A 20,772-nucleotide genomic window follows, 5' to 3' on the forward strand; every position below is an offset into this window, starting at 1 on the left:
TCGCAGTATCAATTTTAGCGAATTATCAATATGAAAGTTCACACGCTAAGCATGCCCGACTTTTTTTGACTTGAAAGCGACGTCGCTTTCGATAACTTCCCGCATTGACCTGCACGTACAGGTCACCTGCGGGATCAAAAACACCCTTGTAAAACAAGGATAATAACTCCAGAAAGGTGGGAAAAGGTATGACTCATTTCACCAGAAAATTCCTCGCGACAGCTCTCGTCAGCACGGTATTGAGCTTCTCCGCGCATGCTGCCACACTGAATATCCACAACGGCGGCGACCCGACTTCGCTCGACCCGCAAAAAATTTCCGGCGACTGGGAAAACCGCATCGACGGCGATATTTTCGAAGGACTGGTGACCGAGGATCCCAAGGACAACCCCATTCCTGGCCAGGCCGCAAGCTGGACCATTTCCCCCGACCAGAAGGTCTATACCTTCAAGCTGCGTGACGGCATCAAGTGGTCAGACGGCCAGCCGGTGACGGCACAGGACTTCGTCTTTGCCTTCCAGCGCCTGATGGACCCGAAGACCGCCGCACAGTACGCCTATCTGCAATATACGATCCTGAACGCGGAAAAGATCAACAAGGGCGAGATCAAGGATCCGACCCAGCTCGGCGTCAAGGCGATCGACGACAAGACGCTGGAAATCACGCTCGAGAATCCCACCCCCTACTTCCTCAACGCCCTGATGCACTACACGGCCTATCCGCTGCCCAAGCACGTCGTGGAAGCCAAGGGCGACCAGTGGGTCAAGATCGGCAACATCGTCACCAACGGCCCGTACAAGCCCACCGAATGGGTGCCTGGTTCGCACGTCAGCATGGTCAAGAGTGACCAGTATTACGACGCCAAGGACGTGAAGATCGACAACGTCAACTATTACACGCTGGAAGATCAGGCCGCTGCCCTGAAGCGCTATCGTGCCGGCGAATTCGATATCCTCACCTCGTTCCCCGCTGACCAGTTCGAGTGGATACAGAAGAACCTTCCCGGCCAGGCGCATGTGGTGCCCTTCCTTGGCACCTACTACTACGTCCTGAACGCCACCAAGCCGCCCTTCAACGACAAGCGCGTCCGCCAGGCTCTCTCCATGGCCGTCAACCGTGAGGTCATCGGCCCGAAGATCCTCGGAACCGGTGAATTGCCGATGTATTCCTGGGTACCGCCGGGCACGGCCAATTACGGCGAGCCGGCCTATGTCAGCTGGAAGGACGAGCCCTACAAGCAGAAGGTCGAAGAGGCCAAGAAGCTGCTGAAGGAAGCAGGCTTCGGTCCAGACCATCCGCTGAAGACACAGCTGCGCTACAACACCAACGACAACCACAAGCGCATCGCCGTTGCGATCGCCGCCATGTGGAAGCCGCTTGGCGTCGATATCGAGCTCTACAACACCGAAACCAAGGTGCATTACGATGAAATGCAGCGCGGCGAGGTGCAGATCGGTCGCGCCGGCTGGCTCGCCGACTATAACGACCCGATCAACTTCCTGAACCTGCTGTCCACCGGCGTCGAAATGAACTACGGCCGCTGGAGCAACAAGGATTACGATGCCCTCATCAAGCAGGGCAACGAAGAGATCGATCTGAAGAAGCGCGCCGAGATCTACAAGAAGGCCGAACAGCTGGCCCTCGACGACAGCGCCGCAATCCCGATCTACTACTACGTTTCCCAGAACATCGTCGCCCCGAAGGTCCAGGGCTTCGTCGACAACATCCAAGACATCCACCGCACGCGCTGGCTGTCGGTTAAAGAATAATTGGGAACAGGCTCCCTCCCGGACACAACCGGGAGGGAGCCGTCTAAGACCATGTTTGGCTACGCTCTCCGTCGTTTGCTGTCGACAATCCCTGTCTTGTGGATTGCCGTGACAGTGTGTTTTTTCATTCTGCGCCTCGCTCCTGGCGGCCCTTTCGATGGCGAAAGGCCATTGCCGCCCGAAGTCAAAGCCAACCTTGCGGCTCACTACAACCTCGACAAGCCCCTGGTTGAGCAATACCTGATCTATGTCGGCGACGTCATGAAGGGCGACCTTGGCCCCTCCTTCGCCAATCAGGACTTCACCGTCACCCAGCAGATCATGTCCGGCTTCCCCTATACGCTGACTATCGGCGGCGTCGCCTTCGTGCTTGCAACGGTCGTCGGCGTCTTCATAGGCTGTCTTGGGGCGCTCTATCAAAACCGCGCGGCCGACTACTGGCTGGGCGGAGGTCTCCTCATCGGCTTGGTCATGCCAAGCTTCCTCATCGCCCCCATCCTTCAGCTCGTCTTCGGCAACACGCTCGGCTGGCTGCCGGTCGGCGGCTGGGGCGATGGTTCGATCAAGTTCCTGATCCTGCCCATCATCGTACTGACGCTGCCGCATGCGGCACGCATCTCACGCCTGATGCGCGGCTCGATGATCGAGGTCATGAGCCAAAACTTCATCCGCACCGCCAAGGCCAAGGGCATCGGCCCGCGGCTGACGATCATGCGGCACGCATTGAAGCCGGCCATGATGCCCGTCGTCTCCTATCTCGGACCGGCAGCAAGCTACCTGCTCACCGGTTCGCTGGTCGTGGAGAGCATCTTCGGTCTCCCCGGCGTCGGCCGCTACTTTGTCGGAGCGGCGCTGAACCGCGACTACGGCATGGTTCTCGGCACGGTCATTTTCTACATGGTCCTGATCGTGGTCCTCAACCTGCTGGTGGACATCGCCTATGCCTGGCTCGATCCGAAAGTGAGAATGCGATGATCCTCAATTCCGCCAAGAGAGAATTGCTGGAAGCGGAATTGCTTTCGGCAGAAGGGCTCGCACCCAAGGGGCGCTCCCTCACCGGCGATGCCATGCGTCGCCTCCTGCGCAACAAGGCGGCAGCACTTTCGCTGATCGTGCTGGCAGTGCTGGTGCTGGTCGCCATATTCGGCCCGTATTTCCTGCCCTTCAACTACGAGGATCCGGACTGGAACTCGTTCCGCGGCGCTCCGGACTTTGCCGCGGGCCACTATTTCGGTACCGACGGCAATGGCCGTGACCTGTTGGCCCGCACGCTCTACGGTACACGCGTCTCGCTGACCGTTGCTCTGGTGGCGACCCTCGTTTCGGTCGTCATCGGCGTGCTCTACGGCGCAGTCGCCGGCTATTTCGGCGGCCGCGTCGATGCAATCATGATGCGCTTCGTCGATATCATGTACGCCCTGCCCTACGTGCTTTTCGTCATCCTGCTGATGGTGATCTTCGGCCGTAACGTCTACCTTCTGTTTGCGGCGATCGGTGCGCTGGAATGGCTCACCATGGCCCGCATCGTGCGCGGCCAGACCCTGTCGATCAAGCAGCGGGAATTCATCGAGGCCGCCCGCGCCTCCGGGCAGCGGTCGTTCAAGATCATCCTCAAGCACATCGTGCCGAACCTCGTCGGCCCGGTCGTCATCTATGCGACGCTGACCATCCCGGAAATCATTGCGACGGAGAGCTTCCTCTCCTATCTCGGCTTCGGTGTTCAGGAGCCGCTGACGTCTCTCGGCACGCTGATTGCCGAAGGCTCTGCCGGCATGGAGACGACGCCCTGGCTGCTGTTCTTCCCGGCCGGCTTCCTGGTCGCGCTGCTGATGAGCCTGCTCTTCATCGGCGACGGTCTGCGCGACGCATTCGATCCGAAGGATCGCTGACATGACAGAGACACTTCTCGAACTCAAAGACTATTCGATCACGTTCCGCACGCCAGAAGGCGAAGTGGCAGCCGTATCGAAGATGAACCTGAAAGTCGGCCGCGGCGAACGCATCGCCATCGTCGGCGAATCCGGTTCCGGCAAGAGCCAGACCTTCCTCGGCCTGATGGGCCTGCTCGCCAAGAACGGCCGCACCAGCGGCCAGGCGCTGCTCGACGGCAAGGATCTGCTGACCCTGAAGCCGCGCGAACTCGACCATGTGCGTGGCAAGGACATGGCCATGGTCTTCCAGGACCCGATGACGGCCCTCAACCCGTCGCTGCGCATATCCAGGCAGTTGACGGAGCAGCTGGAGGTCCATGGCGGCCTGACGGCGCGTGCGGCCTCAACAGCGGCGCTCGATATGCTGAAGCGGGTCGGCATCCCTGATCCGACGCGGCGCTTCAACCTCTATCCGCACGAGCTTTCCGGCGGTATGCGCCAGCGCATCGTCATCGCCATGGCGCTACTCACCAAGCCGAAGCTCCTCATTGCCGACGAGCCGACGACGGCGCTCGACGTGACGATCCAGGCGCAGATCCTCGATCTTTTCAACGAGTTGACGGCGGAAATGCACACGGCGCTCGTCATGATTACTCATGACCTGGGTGTCGTTGCCGGCCTCGCCGACCGCGTCGCCGTCATGTATGCCGGTCGCATCGTCGAGGAAGCGCCGGTGGAGGAGCTGTTCGAAAGTCCGGCCCATCCCTATACGGCAGCGCTCCACTCGGCGATCCCGCGCCCCGACCAGGATGTCGACGATCTCACCGTCATCCCCGGACGACCGCCGAACCTGATGCACCTGCCGCGCGGCTGCGCCTTCTCGCCGCGCTGCGCCCATGTGCAGGACGACTGTCTGGATGCGGCGCCGCCGCTCGCTCAACTTGCGTCGCGACGCTGCACGGCCTGCTTCCATCCCCTTTCGGCTAATCAGGAACGGAGCCTCGTCCATGGCTGAGCAAACGCTTCTGAAGGTCGAGCATCTGACGACCGAATTCGAGCTGCCGTCGAAATCCCTCTTCAAGCCGCCGATGATCCTGACGGCCGTCAACGATGTCAGCTTCGAGTTGAAGACCGGACGCACACTCGGTATCGTCGGCGAGTCCGGCTGCGGCAAGTCCACGCTCGGCCGCTCGATCCTGCGGCTCATCAAGGCGCAGAAGGGTCGTATCATGTGGCAGGGCGGCAACCTGCTCGATCTCACCGAGGAGGAGATGCGCGCCGCCCGCCGCGACATGCAGATCATCTTCCAGGACCCGATCGCCTCGCTCGATCCGCGCATGACCGTCGGTGACATCATCGCCGAGCCACTGACCGTCTTCGAACCGAAACTGAGCCGCGCGCACCGTCAGGATCGCGTTCGCGAGATCATGGCGGCCGTCGGTCTCGTCCCCGAGATGATCAACCGTTACCCACACGAGTTCTCGGGCGGCCAGGCACAGCGCATCGGCATCGCCCGTGCCGTCATCACCCGGCCGAAGCTCATCATCTGCGATGAGCCGGTCTCGGCCCTCGATGTCTCGATCCAGGGCCAGGTCATCACGCTTCTGCGCCGCCTGCGCAAGGAGTTCGGCCTGACCCTGATCTTCATCAGCCACGACCTTTCCGTCGTACGCCTGATCTCGGACGACGTGCTGGTGCTCTATCTCGGCAAGGTGGTGGAAGCGGGCGAAGCCGCGACGGTCTTCGACCATCCGGCGCATCCCTATACGCAGGCGCTGTTCTCTGCCGCGCCGATCCCCGACCCGAAACTGGCACGCGGCCGCGAGCGCATCCGCCTGCAGGGCGATCCGCCCTCGCCGCTCAACCCACCGCCGGGCTGCGTCTTCTCGCCCCGCTGTTGGAAAGCGACCGATGTCTGCCGCACGAAAATGCCGCCGACCGAGCAGGTGCGTCCGGGCCAAACGGCAGCTTGCTATCATATGGATCGGCCATAAGGCAGTTCTAGGAAAAGTGGACGGCGGCTGCCGCCGTCCACCTTGCCCCAGCCGCCGCTTGCGCGTATGCAGCACCAAGACAAAATGCAGGAGGCAGTCTTGGGCGGGCGTTTTCTATCGATCGGCGAATGCATGGTGGAACTGTCGCAGGCCGATGACGGACACCTGCGCAAGGGCTTTGCCGGCGACACCTTCAACACCGCCTGGTATGCCCGCGCCTGCCTGCCGGCAGACTGGGCGATCGATTATTTCACCGCACTCGGCGACGATGCCATGTCCGACGAGATGGTCGCCTTCATGAGTGGCGCCGGCATCGGCACGGAAAGCATCCGCCGCCTCCGCGGCAAGACGCCGGGCCTCTACATGATCAATCTGAAAGACGGCGAACGCTCTTTCAGCTATTGGCGCGACAGTTCTGCCGCCCGCCAGCTTGCTGCCGATGGCGATGCCCTGCGCACCGCAATCGAAGCCTCCGACGTACTTTACTTTTCCGGCATCACGCTGGCGATCCTGTCGCGCGAAGACGCCTTCACCCTGCTTGCAGAACTGCGCCGCGCCAAGGCTGCCGGTAAGCTGGTCGCCTTCGATCCCAACCTGCGGCCGCGCCTCTGGTCCAGCCTCGACGCGATGCACACGATGATTGCAGAGGGTGCGCGCGCCGCGACACTCGTCATGCCGAGCTTCGATGATGAAGCCGCCCATTTCGGCGACGATTCGATCGCCGCCACCATACGCCGCTACCGGCAATACGGAGCCGCCATGGTCATCGTCAAGAATGGCGCCGACGGCGCGACCATTGGCGACGGCGCAGACGAGACGCTCGTCCCAGCGGTCAAGGTCGTCAAGGTGATCGATACGACCAGCGCCGGCGACAGCTTCAACGGCGCATTTCTGGCTCACTATCTGCAGCACAAGGATGCCGTTGCCGCAGCCGGCTTCGCCGCAAAAATCGCGGCAAAAGTCATTCAGGAATACGGTGCGCTCGTCGCACCCGAGAAGCTGAAATCCATCCACTAAACGCTGTAATATTTCCATCATGGACACCCCCCACAATAGAGTGGGCGCGGGAATCATGTTTGAAACACCGCAATCGCTGGCACCGTCATCATGAGGATGCGGTGCGGATGGACTGTTTTGGGCATGTTGCAACGCTTGTCAGACATTGATCAAACCACCTGGGCGCAGGCGGCGACACCTGTCGCGGTACCCGAACGGCTGCTCATCGTCAGCGATGCCTGGCACCCGCAGGTCAACGGCGTCGTCCGCTCCATCGAGAACACCAATCGGGAACTGACGCGCATGGGCGTCGAGGTTTCGATGATCACGCCGGACGGCTTTCGCAACATCCCTTGCCCGACCTATCCGGAAATCCGGCTTTCGATCTCCAGCTATCGCAAGATCGCCGCAAGAATAGAAGCACTCCGGCCGACTTATGTCCACATTGCCACCGAAGGTCCCCTCGGGCTCACGGCAAGGCGCTGGTGCTTAAGAAACGGCATGCCTTTTTCCACGAGCTATCACACCCGCTTTCCGGAATATGTGGCCGCCCGCCTGCCGATACCGGAAAGCTGGCTCTACGCATTCGTCAAATGGTTTCACAATGCCGGCTACGGCTGCATGGTTGCGACACCAAGCCTTGCAAGCGAACTCAAACTGCGCGGCATTCACAATCTGCTGCCCTGGAGCCGCGGCATTGATTCCCGCCTTTTTCGGCCGCACCCGCTGGAGGACAACCCCTTCGGCCTGCCTCGTCCGATCTTCATGACTGTCGGTCGCGTGGCGCTGGAAAAGAACCTGCCCGCTTTCCTCGATCTCGACCTGCCTGGATCGAAAGTGGTGGTGGGCGATGGTCCCGCGCGGGCGGAACTGCAGAAGCTCTACCCGGATGTGCATTTTCTGGGAGCGAAGTTCGGCGAGGAATTGGCACACGCCTATTCGCAGGCCGACGTCTTCGTCTTCCCATCGAAGACCGACACCTTCGGCAATGCCATCCTGGAGGCACTGGCGAGCGGCGTTCCGGTCGCGGCCTATCCGGTTACCGGCCCCGCAGACATCCTGGGGGGAGACAGGACAGCCGGCGTCGTCGATGCGGATCTGGCGACAGCCTGCCTTGCCGCACTCTCCTGCTCCCGCGATGCTGCCCGCTCGCTGGCACTCAACTATTCCTGGGAGGCCGCTACCGCGCAGTTCATCGGCAATGTCCGAATTGCCAACCACCGAGGTCGTCTGCAGGTCCACCCCAACCATTGAATTCCCGGACGATCGGCATCGCCACTGAAAATGCAGCTCCGGGCTCACATGCCATCAACGATCACCGCGCTGCCCTGACGGCATAGCATAACCCCGCATGGGGATTGGACAGCTGCGTCTTATCCAGCACGATGAAGCCTGCATCGAGCAATGGAGCGATGAGCGTCATCTGGTTCTTATCTTTGGACCACCATTTATGCCATTCGATCACCATGGCATTGATCGATCCGAAAAGACCATGCCTCGCCAGGGCCTCAAAAATTCCAAACTCCGATCCCTCGCAATCCATTTTGATGACGAGATCCATGTCGGCGCTTCGAGCGTGCTCGGCAAGCGGCCCGATGATATCGGCCGCTTCCTTGATATGGATCGTCTCCGGCCTGCCCGTATCCGCTCCTCTCACGGAGATTCCGATCGTCGCATCGGGGCGGACCATGACCTCCATCTGGTCGTCTTTTTCGCCCAGTCCGAATTGGTTGGGCCTGATCTTGGCGGCCGTCGTCGGGTTTAGCGCAAAATTCCTCAACGCTCTGGTATAGGGCAGCGAAAACGGCTCGAATGCATGTACCTCCCGCACCGAGGGATCCCTCGCCAGGAAGAGCGATGCCAGACCGGCGTTCATGCCGATGTCGATGACAAGTTTGTCGCGCCCGGTGATGAAATTATATTCGTTGTGAATGAAAATCTCACTCAGAACCTGGAAGTCTTCGGCATTGTTGACGTGGAACCGGGTTCCGGAAAATTCAGCGATAATCTTCTGCGCCGTGACCTGAAAGGTAAATCCGTTCTTCTCGAAGAAATTGAACTCGTCGAGATGAGCAAGGAAAAACGGATTGGCCATTTCCGGTAGGATGATGTCCAGCATCTTGCCGCTTTGGCGATCAATTCGCTTGAGTGGACGGTGGGCACGCGCGGCGAGCGCTCCGATTCCGGTTGAAGCGACCCGGAATTCGAAGACATCTTCCGCATCCACATCAAACTCCAGGGCAACGCGCTTGCCCGATCTCCGCAAATCAGCTTCGGTCAGCTCCTTTTGTGCCAGCAGCCGAGTACCGAATTCGGTCGCGACATCGATGCTGCAACAGACCGCTTCCGCTGGCGCCGATGGATCACCCTCGATATCGAACTCGACGACGTAATGGCCGGGAGAAAGGATTGCATAGGGGCCATAGAGCACCCATCCCGCCTCCCCCTTCCTGGCAGATACGCGCTCATCTCCATGTATCTTTTCAAGCTGTCCGATCTCAGAATAAAACAAGGTCAGTTTCCTTCTCGGCGACGGAGACAAAAGTGGGCGTCTCATAGACAAACAAGACCCCGCCGGACTTCGGTGTGGCGGGAGAGTGACCACTAAGCCTATGTTTGACAAGAACAACTTTTGATTGACGGCAACATCGGCGCGTTCAGTATGAATGAGACATAATATGTCCGCAGCTGCTGGGTATTCTATACAGCTGATGTCCACGTGGATCGAATTTGAGAACTACAGCAATGACTATCTTCAAAGGTACAGATGATAGTCTAGAGGTTGCGGGAGCCTGCTCTCCTGCAAGCTGCCTTTCCAAAAAGCGGAAGAAACCCGTAGCCCAAGCATAAATTTGGGTGTACAATTATTTATCGCACGACTTACATTAGACCTCTCAGGGAGTACTTGAGATGACCGACAACCCGTTAAAGCTGGATAACTTCATCTGCTTCGCGCTCTATTCGGCGAACCATGCGATGAACCGGCTATATAAACCCATGCTGGACGCGCTCAATCTCACCTATCCGCAATATCTCGTCATGGTGACGCTATGGGAAGAAGACGGCCAGACCGTCGGTGGTATCGGTGAAAAGCTGTTCCTGGAATCAAGCACGCTGACACCGCTGTTGAAGCGTCTGGAGGCCGCCGGCTTTATCAAACGCATCCGGAGCAAGGAAGATGAGCGCCAGGTACTGATTCAGCTGACCAGCGAAGGCAAGGCGCTGAAGAAGAAGGCAGCAACCGTTCCCCCGTGCATTCTCGATGCCACCGAGCAAACGGTCGACGAGCTGGCACGGCTGAAGGCGGAAATCACAACGCTGCGTGAGGCACTCAGCAGGAACGCTGCCTGATTTGACGCGCCTCATCTCCCGATAGGGCGCTTAAGCGAATTACCGCTTCTTCTTGTTTTCGTAGGGATTTTCCGACGAGCGGAAATGGATGCGGATCGGCACGCCGGGCATGGCGAAGTCTGCACGCAGACCGTTGATCAGATAGCGCACATAGGACTCCGGCAGCGCATCCGAGCGTGTGCACGAGATCATGAAGGCTGGCGGACGCGCCTTCACCTGCGTCATGTATTTGAGCTTGATGCGGCGGCCGGAGACAGCCGGTGGCGGATGCTGAACCTGCTGCGTCTCGAGCCAGCGGTTGAGGCGTGCAGTCGAGACGCGCTTGTTCCAGACCTTGTCCGTATCGACGATCGCCTGCATGAGGCGGTCGAGCCCCTCTCCCGTCTGGCCGGCAATCGGTATGGCGCGAATGCCGCGCGCCTGCGGCAATAGCCGGTCGGTCTTTTCGCGCAGATCGGCAAGCACGGCCTGGCGATCCTCGATCATATCCCACTTGTTGAAGGCGAGCACGGCGGCGCGGCCTTCGCGGATCACGAGGTCGACGATCTGCAGATCCTGCTTCTCGAAGGGAATGGTCGCGTCGAAGACGATGACCACGGTTTCGGCGAAACGGATCGCGCGCAGCGTGTCGGCTACCGAAAGCTTTTCCAGCTTCTCGGTCACCTTTGCCTTGCGGCGCATGCCGGCAGTATCGAACATCTTGACGGTACGACCGCGCCAGCTCCAGTCGACGGAGATGGAGTCGCGGGTAATGCCAGCTTCCGGGCCAGTCAGCAGCCTGTCTTCGCCGAGAAAGCGGTTGATGAGCGTCGACTTGCCCGCATTCGGGCGGCCGACGATCGCAACGCGCAGAGGGCGCGTCTCGTCGTAAGCCGGTTCTTCGTCGATCTCCTCGCCATCTTCGCCGACCGTGGCGCGCGGAATGCTGACATTCGTCTCCGCCTCGTCGTCGTCCGCCTCAGGAAAGGCGCGCTCATGGCCGATCGCCTCGACGATCGCGTCACGCAGATCCATCATCCCCTGGCCATGTTCGGCCGAGATCGGGCATGGCTCGCCAAGACCGAGCGCATAGGCATCGTAAAAGCCGCTATCGGAACCGCGCGCCTCGGACTTGTTGGCAACGAGCACGACGGGGCGACCATGCTTGCGCAGCATTTCGGCCAGCGTCTTGTCAACATGGGTCAACCCCATCTTGGCATCGACGACAAACAGCGTCAGATCGGCTTCATCGATCGCCGCTTCGGTCTGGGCGCGCATGCGGCCCTGAAGCGATTCATCCTGGGCCTCTTCGAGACCGGCCGTATCGACGATGCGAAAACGCAGGTCTATCAGCTTGGCGTCACCGGGACGGCGGTCACGCGTGACGCCCGGCGTATCGTCGACGAGCGCCAGCTTCTTGCCAACCAGACGGTTGAACAACGTGGACTTGCCGACATTCGGGCGACCGACGATCGCGACCGTAAAGCTCATTTAGCGATCCTTCAGCCTTTTGCGACCGGAGCCTTGCCGGATGCAGTGATGAGATCAAGCAGCATCTGGGCACGGTTGGCAACATTGCGCGGGCTCTGCGGATCGTCGACGATCGCCTGGAACCACTGCCGGGCCTTGGCAAAATCGCCGGCCTTGTAGGCGGCAAGACCAAGAACGTCGCGCGCCGAATGGCGGAAGGCGTCGGCCGGGACGGCAAGCTCCTGCGCTTCGGCGGCAACCTGGTCATAAGTGCCGGTATCGACAAGCAGATAGGCTGCACGCAGACGAGCCGCATCACGGATAACGACCGGAAGGTCCGTCTGCTTGCCGATTGCCGAGAACGTGGCGATGGCAGCGGCCTTGTCACCCTTCTGCGCCTGCAGTGTCGCAGAACGCAGGCGTGCCAGCACCGGATAAGAGCCAGGGCCAGTCTTTTCGATGGCGGCGAATGCGGCCAGCGCCTCATCCGTCTTGTTCTGATCGGCAAGTGTCAGCGCGGCAAGGAACTGATCACCGCCGCTGCCGGCCTGATTGCCGGCCCAATAGCGATAGCCGCTATAGGCTGCGGTAGCGAGAACGACGAGCACGGCCAAACCGATGATGAGCTTGCCAAAACGGCGCCATATGAACCGCAGCTGGTCCGAGCGCAGTTCCTCGTTCACCTCGCGGATGAAGCTATCGTCATTAAATGCCATTCTCGTCTCCGGCCCAGGCCAAATAGTTCAAAGCTTAGAGTTTAGTTGGGCCTTCTACTCCATTTTGCGGCTGATGTAAGGGGGAACGGCAGAAATCGTCACATAACGAGCGGCGAAACCCCGATAATCCACGCATGAAGCTTCCAAATGATCAAGGCCCAGACCACTGCGCCGATGATGATCGCGTAGAGATCGTATTTCGCCGAGACGAAGGGACGCAACGTGATTTCGCCGGCCCGCTCACGCCGTTTGAGCGAAATGCGCAGGATCACGCCCCAAGCCAGGAAGGCGGCAAAGAGCAGGATGGCCGCACCGTCGCCGTTGGACAGAAGATGCGCCAGTGCCCAGATCTTCACCGACAGCACCATCGGATGCTTCGTTTTGACCGCGATATGCCCCGCCGGCAGCAGCGAGGCGGCAAGACAGATCATCGCAAACAGCATCAGCAGGATGGTGATGTGGCTCATCCAGAATGGCGGTGACCAGACCGGTGTCATGTCGCGCGCCTGGCCGAAGCCATAGATCAGGACGATCAGCGCGACGATACTCGCGATCGAATAGGCGATCTTCCAGCCCCCTTCGCCGAGGCTTGCGATCAATGAGGTCCGCAGGGCGGGCGCCACAACGCGGATCAGATGGAGGCCGAGAAAAAGAACAATGCCGAGAATGAGCAATGCCATGGATGAAATCCTCTATGGTCTTGTAGTCACATCCTTATCGGCTGCCGCAAAAAAATGCCAGCATCACCGCAGCTTCGCCGCATTTAGGCGAAAGGAAGGAAGCGACCCGGAGCACGCCATCCGATACCGCCAGACGATCCCTGGCAAGCCGTGCTCGATCCAATCAGTATTCGGTGCCCATGTTTCGCTTTGCTACCTGTCTCTCCATCGCCCTTTCCCTGGGCCTGCCCGCAGCCGCGCAAGCCGATGGCAAGCCCAAGCAACTCGTCATGATTTCCTTCGATGGTGCTCATGACAATGCGCTCTGGACCAGGAGCCGTGAGATCGCTTCGCGCAACGGCGCACATTTTACCTACTTTCTCTCCTGCACCTTCCTGATGAACAAGGCCCAGGCCAAAGCCTATCAGGGGCCGAAGCAGCGGCCAGGCAAATCGAATGTCGGCTTCGCCAAGAGCGAGGACGATGTTCGCACCCGCATCGCCAACATCTGGGGCGCGCATCAGGAAGGCCACGACATCTCAAGTCATGCCTGCGGCCATTTTGACGGCAAGGGCTGGAGTGCTGCTGACTGGAGCCAAGAGTTCATGAATGCGCGGATCGCGCTTCGCGACGCCTGGAAGAATGTCGGCCTTGCCGACAAGGAACCCCAGGGCTGGGAAGACTTCGCCACCCACGACGTGAAGGGATTCCGCGCGCCCTACCTTTCCACCAGCGACGGCCTTGTGCCGGCGGAAAAGGAAATGGGCTTCCAATATGATGCAAGCCTCGTCACCAAAGGACCTACCCTGCCGCAGGTGGTCGATGGCATCTATCGCTTCGGCCTGCCTTTGATCCCCGAGGGACCCGAGCATCGCCTGGTCATCGGCATGGACTACAATCTCTATGTCCGCCATTCCAAGGGCGTCGAGGACAAGGCAAACGCCAAGACCTACGAGGATCGCACCTTCGAAGCTTTCGAGGCTGCTTTCAGCAAGCAATATGACGGCGAGCGCATTCCGCTGCAGCTCGGCTTCCATTTCGTTGAAATGAACGATGGCGCCTATTGGCGCGCCCTCGACCGCTTCGTCAGCGATGTCTGCCACAGACAAGATGTTGCCTGCGTCAGCTATTCCGAAGCCATCCCGCTGATAGTCGCAAGGGGCAAGCCGCAGCAGGGGTGAGGAGCGGTCGGGCAGAGCCCAAGCGAGCGATCCAGTGGATCGATTGCAGCGACGAGCGCCTTGAGCCAAAGCGAAGGGCCGGAGGTGCGGCAAAGGGAAGTCCTTCCATTATCTCGCAAGCCTAAAACCCCATATCCTTGCCATTGAAAAAGGCCCCGTTTCCGGGGCCTTTTTGTATCAGCCGTCGGCGTGGATGACGGATTGATCTTGGTCCAGATAACGCTGATCGATTTTCGGCAGCGGTTCGTCATCGATAGCAGCTTCGAAGGCCTTCAGACGCTTGTGGATCGAGAGAAGCTCGATGATCGTCGTCCAGGAGCTGACGAGATACTGGAATGAGTTGCTGACCTGGCCGAAGGCCGTGGCGATCTGCTGCCAGATGCCAAGCGTGATCTTATGCGCCACGAAGGTCGGCACCAGCACGAAATAGAGGAAGATCGCATCGAGCTGGCCGTAGGAATAACGGGCCACGTTGAAATACGCATAGTGGAAATACATGCGGAAATAGTTGCGGCGGACGTTGGAGAAGAGTTCCTTCACGGTGGGTGGCTGCGCACGATCGTCGCGATCCTCGCCGTAGACAAGTTCCTTTCGATAAGCGGCCTCAACGCGCTGATTGCGGAAGTTCAGCCCCGGAAGCTTGATCCCGAAGAGCGCCAGCAGGAACGTGCCGAATACCGACCAAATCAGAGCCAGCCAGACGAGTGAATATGGAATTGCGCCGATGATCGGCAGATCAGTCACGTATTTCGACAGTTCCAGCAGGATCGGCAGGAAGACGATGAGTGTCATGACCGAGCCGATCAGGCTGACGCCGAGCCCTTCGAGATTGGTCGCAAAGCGCATCGTGTCTTCCTGGACGCGCTGCGATGCACCTTCGATGTGCCGGAGCTTTTCCCACTTCGACATGTAGAAATTGTTCATCGCCCAACGCCAGCGGAAGAGATAGTGGCTCAGGAAGAACGATGAAACGACGCTCACCGCGACGCCCACGAGGCCGAGCTGCGTGAACGCCCACAGCAATCCATAGAAATCGCCATCCGTAACGCCGGGCTTTCCGCCGAGCGCATTTTGCAGGAGGTCAAAGAAAGGCCGGCGCCAGACGTTTACCGCTACGTCGATCTGAACACCGAAATAGGTGATGAAGACGATGAAGGCCGAGCCCCACACCGACCAGGCGATCCAGGGGTTGCTCTTCGAAACAACATGCCAAAAGCCGCAAAAGACCGCGGCGCAGAGAATAAAATAAAGGTAAAACAAGAAATTAGTAGGAGCAACAAAGAACGCCGCTCCGACCGGCTGCTGCTCTTCCTGCAGCGGCGGATAACCCATGGACGCCACGACATGCGCGCCGACAAAATACCATAGGAAGACGCAGACGAGCGCCCAAACGACCGCTGAGGAAAAAAACAATCTCGGATTCGGGAAGAAAGAATGAAACACGACGGTTAGGCTTCCTGTTTGTTCGAACGACCGCAAATGGCGTCAATTTGCGGCGAGCCTAAGACAGTTCGCCGGGAGCGGCAACCGGCAGAGCCCTATTCTTACGTAGATGTAACCGCTTATCCCATGATCGTGATGCAGTTGTTCAGCGGCGAATTTTCACCCATTAGATGAGCGCCTCCCCCACAAGAGCGCGTCTCCTTTCTCCCATCGCTTCATCCGCTTATCGCCCCTCTTGCAGAATGCTATCTTACGATATATATCTTACGACATGACTAACGATATAAACTCTCACACTTCAAGGAGAAACGACATGAGAGGTTTTAGAGACCGCCATATGGACGGAGATGGCTTTGACATCGTCGAGGCATATATCCTACGACATGGTCGAGGCCGTGAATCGCGCGGCGAGCACAGGAGAGACTTCATGAGAGGCTTCAAGGGCGGCATGTTCGGCGGCGGGTTTCGCACCGGCCGTAAGTTCGATGCAGCCGATCTGCAGCTCATCATTCTTGCCCTGCTCTCCGAGCAGCCCCGCCACGGCTATGAACTGATCAAGACCTTCGAAGAGCGCTCCGGCGGCTTCTATGTGCCAAGCCCGGGCGTTATCTATCCCGCGCTGACCTATCTCGAAGAAACCGGCCAGGCCGAAGTCGAGGTCAGCGGCACGAAGAAGCTCTACCGCATCACCGAGAGCGGCCAGAAGCGCGTCGACGATAATCGTGATCTGGTCGAGGTAACGCTCGCCAAGCTTACATCCATCGGCGAGAAGATGGCCCGCGTCCGTGAGGTCTTCGACGGCGGCGATGAGGACGGCCGTGACAATCCGTTCGATCGCCATGACGCCGGCGACGTCCATCGCGCCCGCCATCTGCTGCGCTCGGCCCTTCGCTCGAAGTTCCCGTGGAGCAAGGCCGAAGGCGCACGCATCGCGGCAATCCTCGAGCGTGCCGCCGCCGACATCATCCGCGGCGAAACGAAAGCTGAGGGCGAACCAAAGTCCGGCGACTGAGCCGGATCTTCACTTATCCGGCAATGTCAAAATGACGGGCCCATTGCGGGTGGCGATGATCGTGTGTTCGTACTGAACCGTCGGCGCCTGCGGATCGGCATAGAGCGTCCAGGCATCATCGCCGCCCTCTGCCCAGGTCGCACCGAGCGAGAGAAACGGCTCGACGGTGAAGACCAGGCCATCTTCAATGATCCGGGTCTCGGAAGGATCCGCCCAGGTGGAAACCTCGGCGGGCTCTTCGTGCAGAGAGCGACCAATGCCATGGCTGGCGAGATTGGCGATCAAAGTATAGCGGTTCTTTTGCGCGAAGGCGCCGACGGCCTGCCCAATCTTTGATAGCGGTGCGCCGCTGCGCACCTGATTGAGACCGACCCAGAGTGCCCGCTTGCCATCCCGGCAGAGGCGTTCGATCTTCGGCTTGACCGGCGGCACGGTAAAGGATGCACCGGTGTCGGAAAAGAAACCGTCCTTCTCGGCCGATACGTCGAGATTGACCAAATCCCCTGCCTTGATGACGCGCGGGCCGGGAATACCATGCGCCACCTCCTCGTTGACGCTGATACAGGTCGCGCCGGGAAACTTGTAGACCAGCTCCGGCGCCGATTGCGCGCCGGCATCCTCCAGCACCTTGCGGCCGATCGCATCCAGCTCCAGCGTGGTGATGCCCGGCTCGAGTGCCGCCGCCATGGCGTGCAGCGCGTTGGCGCAGATACGGCCGATATCTTTCAGCTTGGTCAGTTCTTCTTCGGTCGAAACGATCATCTACGGCTTCCGGCACTCCTGCTCTCTCGGCAACGGTTCGGCGAGAGGCTCAAGGTCGCTTTCGCCCCTTCCCTCCCGGCAGTCAACGTTTTTCTCGGGGCTTTCTCAGGCTTTCTGCCAGATAGCGCGACTTTCGAATTGCGAAAGAGGTCGGGCGAATTGCGAAAGAGGTCAGGACCGCGGATCGTCCGACAGCATTGCCCAGCGCTCATGATCGCACCAGACGCCGCCGATCTTCAGATATTTGGGCGAAAACCCTTCCTTGCGGAAGCCGAGCCGCTTGACCAGCGCGATCGAAGGATGATTGCCCGGCTGGATATTGGCCTCTACCCGATGCAGGCCGACCGCATCGAAAGCATGCTCGACGGCAAGACGCACCGCTTCAGTCATGAACCCCTGGCCGGCGAAACCCACCATGCCGTGATAGCCAAGAAAGGCGCTGCGAAAGCCGCCCCAGACCATTTGGCTGATATTGACGACGCCGACGATACCGCCGGAGCCAGAATCGCGCGCCACCAGACCGATATTCGGCCCCGTCACCGTCTGGCCGAACCATGCGTCGAAACCGTCGCGATCGAGGAAAGGATAGGCCCATGGTACATGGTGGGCGCGGCTGGCGATATTGGCGGCGATCAGCTCGTCCGCATCCGATTGCCTGACCGGTGCGATGATCACTTGCGGCATGGCTCGCTCCCCTCGCCAGAGCAATTCCAGGAAAAGTGTAGAGCGGTTTTCCGTCCGGAATTGCGCAGAAACAAACAGAGAGCACCTCGGAATTTCAGTGAATGTCGAGGTGCTCCGGAGGAGTGAGCCTTAGCAAATCGAATCCGAAATCAAAAGCTTCGCTGAAAGAACGGAATCATTTTCCGAACCGCTTCATAACGAAGATAAAGTCCGCCCCAGGCGATCACGCCGAGATAAACGCCGAATAGCAGATGCGAGAAGATCGGACTGCCGACCCTCAGATGTGTCGCGATCGCCCCGCCGAGAAGGCCCGTCAGGAGGATGGCGCCGAGAACCGAAGTCCTCGGGATCGCATAGAGAATGGCGCAGCCAAGCGTGATGACGCCGAGAAGCCTCGCAAGCGCCGGATCGGCGGAATAGCCGAGCCCGGCCATCGTCTCCGTGACGACCGGAAGCGGAACGAGCTTGATGACACCATCGAACACGAGAAAGGCGATGATGAGCCCGCTGAGGATCATGCCGGCCACGCGCTGCGCGCGCGTGACCGAAGGCACGGATGAATCGACTGCATAAGACATTGTCATATCCCCCGGAATTCTATCGGAAATTCAGATCTTCGCCGCCAATGCGGCGAGCTGATCGGCGCACTGCGCCCATCCCTGATGGAAGCCCATCTTCTCATGCGCTTCGCGATCCTCGGCCGACCAATGCAGGACGGTCGCGGTATAGCGGGTCTTGCCGCCACCGAGATCGTCGAGCTGGATCGTCACGACCATGAAGGGCTTTGCCGAGGGCACCCAAGCGCTGGCGAAGGCGTCGGTGAAGACGATCCTCTCATTGGGAACGACTTCCAGATAGACGCCGTTGCCTGGATAATCCTCACCCTCCGGGCTGCGCATGGTAATCGAGCTTGAGCCGCCGGTACGCGCGTCGACGCTTGCTGCCGATACCGTCCACGGCAGGGGCGCGAACCATTGTTTCATAAGCTCCACTTCGGTCCAGCAACGAAAGATCTTCTCGCGCGGCGCATCGATGACGCGGGTCAGCGAAAGCTCGTGGCGCGGGGTCTGCTCAGTCATGGTTCCGTTCCTCTTTACTGTTTGACGCGGCCTGCTCGGCCTATACTTCAATGACGTTCGAGACCGCCGTTTCCCGACAGCGCGGACGCAGATTTTTCGATTATTTTGCAGCGGTAACGGCATCCGCGCTCAGACGATCGAGCTGATGGCGGATATGGGCTGCTTCGGCGGGCGAACGGGCGAGCGCGATCGCCCTGTCGAAAGCGACACGCGCTTGCTGCGAGCGACCGAGCTGCGCGAGCAGGCCACCTCTGACGCCATGAAAATAGAAATAGCTGTCAAGCTGTGCTTCCAGCGTGGCAATCAGCGCCAGAGCCGCTTCCGGCCCCTTGAGCTTCGAGAGCGCCACCGAACGATTGAGCGTGACGACCGGAGACGGCGTCAACCGCTCCAGCATCTGATAGAGAAGATTGATCTCTTCCCAGTCCGTATCCTCAGCCCGTTTTGCTCGGGAGTGCAGCGCAGCGATTGCTGCCTGCACCTGATAGGGTCCGGGCTGACGATGGCGGATCGCCTTGTCGAGAAGGGCGAGCGCCTCGTCTATCGATGTCCGATCCCAGAGCGAACGATCCTGATCTTCCAGAAGGATGATCTGCCCGTCGGCATCGAACCGTGCCGCCTTGCGCGATTGCTGCAAGAGCATCAGCGCCAGCAGCGCCATGGTCTCCGGCTCGGAGGGAAAGATCCGCAGAAGCAGCCGGCCAAGCCGGATCGCCTCGTCGGCGAAGGCAGCGGCTTCGCGATGCGTGCCGCCGGCCGAATAGCCTTCGTTATAGATGAGGTAGATCATGGCGCTGACCAGCGCCAGCCGCTCGCTCCGCTCCACCGCGCCCGGCGTCTCGAAGGGAACGCCGGCTGCGGCCACGCGCGCTTTCGCCCGCGTAATGCGCTGCTCCATCGCACTGTCGCTGACGAGGAAGGCGCGGGCGATCTGCTGCACCGAAAGGCCGGAAACGATGCGCAGCGCCAGCGCGATCTGTTGTGTCGCCGGCAGATCCGGATGACAGCAGATAAACAGCAGCCGGAGAATATCGTCGCGATATCCGGAACCATCGAGCCGTTCGGCCAGGTCGCTTTCGACATCGCTCGTATCGGAGATCGCTTCTTCGTCCGGCAGGCTCTGCAATTTCGCCTGCTTGCGCACCGTATCGATGCCGCTATTGCGCCCGACGAAGATCAGCCAGGCGACGGGATCGCGCGGCGGCCCCTTGTCGGGCCAGGTCTTCAAGGCCCGGAGACAGGCCTCCTGGAAGGCCTCCTCGGCGGTATCGAGATTGCGGAAATAGCGCAGCAGCGCACCCAGCACCTGCGGCCGGGCATTGATAAGCGCGATGTCGATCCAGGCAATATCCGTCATGTCGCAGCCGTCCCAGGTCTGAAGAGATAGAGTGGACGGATCTCATAGGATCCGACGCCGGGATTGGCTTCGGCAAGCTCTTTCGAAAAATCGATGGCTTCGTCGAGCGTCTCGAAATCGATGACGTAGAAACCCAGCAACTGCTCTTTCGTTTCGGCAAAGGGGCCGTCGATGACGAGTGGCTCGTTCTTGCCCTTACGCAGGGTCGTTGCCGCCGTTGTCGGCATCAGTCGCGCGACCGGGCCAAGCTTGCCGGCCTGTCTGAGCGGCTCCTGCACGGCGATCAGCCGCGCCATGGTCGCCTCCTCCTGCTCCTTGGACCAGGCAAATACGGTATCTTCGTCGTTGTAGCATAGGATCGCATAGAGCATGAGTGACTTCCTTCTCCTGTAAAGACGAAGGAGTATCATCTGCTCCGACAGGCTGCGTCAAAAAATATTGAAGGGAAC

The 20,772-nt window shown here is 59.8% G+C and carries 21 protein-coding genes; 10 read left to right on the plus strand and 11 right to left on the minus strand.

The annotated features are described in order from the left end of the window. Positions 1-188: 188 nt before the first annotated feature. The 7 genes from ABOK31_RS10700 (at position 189) to ABOK31_RS10730 (ending at position 7,884) form a co-directional block, all read left to right on the plus strand. Positions 189-1,769: a peptide ABC transporter substrate-binding protein gene (locus ABOK31_RS10700; protein WP_349956002.1), complete on the plus strand. Its 1,581-nt coding sequence runs from the start codon at positions 189-191 to the stop codon at positions 1,767-1,769. Between the two features lie 51 nt (positions 1,770-1,820). Further along, complete coding sequence (locus ABOK31_RS10705; protein WP_174180404.1) at positions 1,821-2,744, plus strand: ABC transporter permease subunit; 924 nt, start codon at positions 1,821-1,823, stop codon at positions 2,742-2,744. Continuing rightward, entirely contained in the window at positions 2,741-3,658 is a 918-nt protein-coding gene (locus tag ABOK31_RS10710; protein WP_075851149.1) for an ABC transporter permease subunit, read from the plus strand. The genes ABOK31_RS10705 and ABOK31_RS10710 overlap by 4 nt, the downstream gene beginning before the upstream one ends. Before the next feature lies 1 nt (position 3,659). Further along, complete coding sequence (locus ABOK31_RS10715) at positions 3,660-4,655, plus strand: ABC transporter ATP-binding protein (RefSeq protein WP_349956003.1); 996 nt, start codon at positions 3,660-3,662, stop codon at positions 4,653-4,655. Beyond that, positions 4,648-5,634 (plus strand): oligopeptide/dipeptide ABC transporter ATP-binding protein, encoded by a 987-nt coding sequence (locus tag ABOK31_RS10720; RefSeq protein ID WP_349956004.1) that lies wholly within the window; start codon positions 4,648-4,650, stop codon positions 5,632-5,634. Before ABOK31_RS10715 ends, ABOK31_RS10720 begins: the two co-directional genes overlap by 8 nt. 99 nt (positions 5,635-5,733) lie before the next feature. Next, complete coding sequence (locus ABOK31_RS10725; protein ID WP_349956005.1) at positions 5,734-6,651, plus strand: sugar kinase; 918 nt, start codon at positions 5,734-5,736, stop codon at positions 6,649-6,651. A gap of 123 nt (positions 6,652-6,774) precedes the next feature. Further along, complete coding sequence (locus tag ABOK31_RS10730) at positions 6,775-7,884, plus strand: glycosyltransferase family 1 protein (RefSeq protein WP_349956006.1); 1,110 nt, start codon at positions 6,775-6,777, stop codon at positions 7,882-7,884. 61 nt (positions 7,885-7,945) lie between these two features. On the opposite strand, the gene ABOK31_RS10735 is transcribed toward ABOK31_RS10730, so the two are convergent. After that, a complete protein-coding gene (locus ABOK31_RS10735; RefSeq protein ID WP_349956007.1) occupies positions 7,946-9,349 on the minus strand; it encodes an FkbM family methyltransferase in 1,404 nt (467 codons plus the stop codon). A 191-nt stretch (positions 9,350-9,540) separates the two neighbouring features. Here ABOK31_RS10735 and ABOK31_RS10740 point away from each other — a divergent pair, with 191 nt between their 5' ends. After that, the gene (locus tag ABOK31_RS10740; protein ID WP_174180415.1) at positions 9,541-9,981 is read left to right on the plus strand and encodes a MarR family transcriptional regulator; all 441 of its coding nucleotides are present in this window, start codon (positions 9,541-9,543) and stop codon (positions 9,979-9,981) included. Positions 9,982-10,020: 39 nt separating this feature from the next. On the opposite strand, the gene der is transcribed toward ABOK31_RS10740, so the two are convergent. The 3 genes from der to ABOK31_RS10755 form a co-directional block, all read right to left on the minus strand. Further along, positions 10,021-11,451 (minus strand): ribosome biogenesis GTPase Der, encoded by a 1,431-nt coding sequence (gene der, locus ABOK31_RS10745; protein ID WP_174198166.1) that lies wholly within the window; start codon positions 11,449-11,451, stop codon positions 10,021-10,023. Positions 11,452-11,462: 11 nt separating this feature from the next. Further along, entirely contained in the window at positions 11,463-12,146 is a 684-nt protein-coding gene (locus ABOK31_RS10750) for a tetratricopeptide repeat protein (RefSeq protein WP_174180419.1), read from the minus strand. 98 nt (positions 12,147-12,244) lie between these two features. After that, on the minus strand, positions 12,245-12,826 hold the full coding sequence (locus tag ABOK31_RS10755) for an NnrU family protein (protein WP_349956008.1): 582 nt from the start codon (positions 12,824-12,826) through the stop codon (positions 12,245-12,247). Between the two features lie 179 nt (positions 12,827-13,005). Between ABOK31_RS10755 and ABOK31_RS10760 the strand changes: the two genes are divergently transcribed. Next, on the plus strand, positions 13,006-13,986 hold the full coding sequence (locus ABOK31_RS10760; protein ID WP_349956009.1) for a polysaccharide deacetylase: 981 nt from the start codon (positions 13,006-13,008) through the stop codon (positions 13,984-13,986). A 177-nt stretch (positions 13,987-14,163) separates the two neighbouring features. Here ABOK31_RS10760 and sbmA read toward each other — a convergent pair whose 3' ends face one another. Next, positions 14,164-15,429: a peptide antibiotic transporter SbmA gene (gene sbmA, locus ABOK31_RS10765; RefSeq protein WP_349956010.1), complete on the minus strand. Its 1,266-nt coding sequence runs from the start codon at positions 15,427-15,429 to the stop codon at positions 14,164-14,166. A 427-nt stretch (positions 15,430-15,856) separates the two neighbouring features. Here sbmA and ABOK31_RS10770 point away from each other — a divergent pair, with 427 nt between their 5' ends. Next, positions 15,857-16,441, plus strand: a complete 585-nt coding sequence (locus ABOK31_RS10770) for a PadR family transcriptional regulator (protein WP_349956011.1) — start codon at positions 15,857-15,859, stop codon at positions 16,439-16,441. Positions 16,442-16,450: 9 nt separating this feature from the next. Here ABOK31_RS10770 and map read toward each other — a convergent pair whose 3' ends face one another. From map to ABOK31_RS10800, 6 genes are all read right to left on the minus strand, one after another. Then, positions 16,451-17,203, minus strand: a complete 753-nt coding sequence (map, locus tag ABOK31_RS10775; RefSeq protein ID WP_349956012.1) for a type I methionyl aminopeptidase — start codon at positions 17,201-17,203, stop codon at positions 16,451-16,453. Between the two features lie 171 nt (positions 17,204-17,374). Then, positions 17,375-17,887 carry a GNAT family protein gene (locus tag ABOK31_RS10780; RefSeq protein WP_349956013.1) on the minus strand — a complete coding sequence of 171 codons (513 nt, stop codon included), beginning with the start codon at positions 17,885-17,887 and terminating at the stop codon, positions 17,375-17,377. Between the two features lie 149 nt (positions 17,888-18,036). Further along, on the minus strand, positions 18,037-18,465 hold the full coding sequence (locus ABOK31_RS10785; RefSeq protein ID WP_349956015.1) for a DoxX family protein: 429 nt from the start codon (positions 18,463-18,465) through the stop codon (positions 18,037-18,039). A gap of 30 nt (positions 18,466-18,495) precedes the next feature. After that, positions 18,496-18,966: an SRPBCC family protein gene (locus ABOK31_RS10790; protein WP_349956016.1), complete on the minus strand. Its 471-nt coding sequence runs from the start codon at positions 18,964-18,966 to the stop codon at positions 18,496-18,498. A gap of 100 nt (positions 18,967-19,066) precedes the next feature. Next, the gene (locus tag ABOK31_RS10795; protein ID WP_349956018.1) at positions 19,067-20,323 is read right to left on the minus strand and encodes an RNA polymerase sigma factor; all 1,257 of its coding nucleotides are present in this window, start codon (positions 20,321-20,323) and stop codon (positions 19,067-19,069) included. Continuing rightward, positions 20,320-20,694: a YciI family protein gene (locus ABOK31_RS10800; RefSeq protein WP_174180439.1), complete on the minus strand. Its 375-nt coding sequence runs from the start codon at positions 20,692-20,694 to the stop codon at positions 20,320-20,322. Before ABOK31_RS10800 ends, ABOK31_RS10795 begins: the two co-directional genes overlap by 4 nt. Positions 20,695-20,772 lie beyond the last annotated feature (78 nt).

It is taken from the genome of Rhizobium sp. ZPR4, assembly GCF_040215725.1.
Taxonomy (GTDB): Bacteria; Pseudomonadota; Alphaproteobacteria; order Rhizobiales; family Rhizobiaceae; genus Rhizobium; species Rhizobium rhizogenes_D.

Excerpts from the sequence above, each read along its gene's own strand:
- ABOK31_RS10710 (WP_075851149.1), top strand. The coding sequence starts at position 2,741 with ATGATCCTCAATTCCGCCAAGAGAGAATTGCTGGAAGCGGAATTGCTT.
- ABOK31_RS10795 (WP_349956018.1), bottom strand. The coding sequence starts at position 20,323 with ATGACGGATATTGCCTGGATCGACATCGCGCTTATCAATGCCCGGCCG.
- ABOK31_RS10705 (WP_174180404.1), top strand. The coding sequence starts at position 1,821 with ATGTTTGGCTACGCTCTCCGTCGTTTGCTGTCGACAATCCCTGTCTTG.
- ABOK31_RS10770 (WP_349956011.1), top strand. The coding sequence starts at position 15,857 with ATGAGAGGCTTCAAGGGCGGCATGTTCGGCGGCGGGTTTCGCACCGGC.
- map (WP_349956012.1), bottom strand. The coding sequence starts at position 17,203 with ATGATCGTTTCGACCGAAGAAGAACTGACCAAGCTGAAAGATATCGGC.
- ABOK31_RS10780 (WP_349956013.1), bottom strand. The coding sequence starts at position 17,887 with ATGCCGCAAGTGATCATCGCACCGGTCAGGCAATCGGATGCGGACGAG.
- der (WP_174198166.1), bottom strand. The coding sequence starts at position 11,451 with ATGAGCTTTACGGTCGCGATCGTCGGTCGCCCGAATGTCGGCAAGTCC.
- ABOK31_RS10720 (WP_349956004.1), top strand. The coding sequence starts at position 4,648 with ATGGCTGAGCAAACGCTTCTGAAGGTCGAGCATCTGACGACCGAATTC.
- ABOK31_RS10755 (WP_349956008.1), bottom strand. The coding sequence starts at position 12,826 with ATGGCATTGCTCATTCTCGGCATTGTTCTTTTTCTCGGCCTCCATCTG.
- ABOK31_RS10785 (WP_349956015.1), bottom strand. The coding sequence starts at position 18,465 with ATGTCTTATGCAGTCGATTCATCCGTGCCTTCGGTCACGCGCGCGCAG.
- ABOK31_RS10800 (WP_174180439.1), bottom strand. The coding sequence starts at position 20,694 with ATGCTCTATGCGATCCTATGCTACAACGACGAAGATACCGTATTTGCC.
- ABOK31_RS10700 (WP_349956002.1), top strand. The coding sequence starts at position 189 with ATGACTCATTTCACCAGAAAATTCCTCGCGACAGCTCTCGTCAGCACG.
- ABOK31_RS10760 (WP_349956009.1), top strand. The coding sequence starts at position 13,006 with ATGTTTCGCTTTGCTACCTGTCTCTCCATCGCCCTTTCCCTGGGCCTG.
- ABOK31_RS10750 (WP_174180419.1), bottom strand. The coding sequence starts at position 12,146 with ATGGCATTTAATGACGATAGCTTCATCCGCGAGGTGAACGAGGAACTG.
- ABOK31_RS10715 (WP_349956003.1), top strand. The coding sequence starts at position 3,660 with ATGACAGAGACACTTCTCGAACTCAAAGACTATTCGATCACGTTCCGC.
- ABOK31_RS10790 (WP_349956016.1), bottom strand. The coding sequence starts at position 18,966 with ATGACTGAGCAGACCCCGCGCCACGAGCTTTCGCTGACCCGCGTCATC.
- ABOK31_RS10730 (WP_349956006.1), top strand. The coding sequence starts at position 6,775 with ATGTTGCAACGCTTGTCAGACATTGATCAAACCACCTGGGCGCAGGCG.
- ABOK31_RS10740 (WP_174180415.1), top strand. The coding sequence starts at position 9,541 with ATGACCGACAACCCGTTAAAGCTGGATAACTTCATCTGCTTCGCGCTC.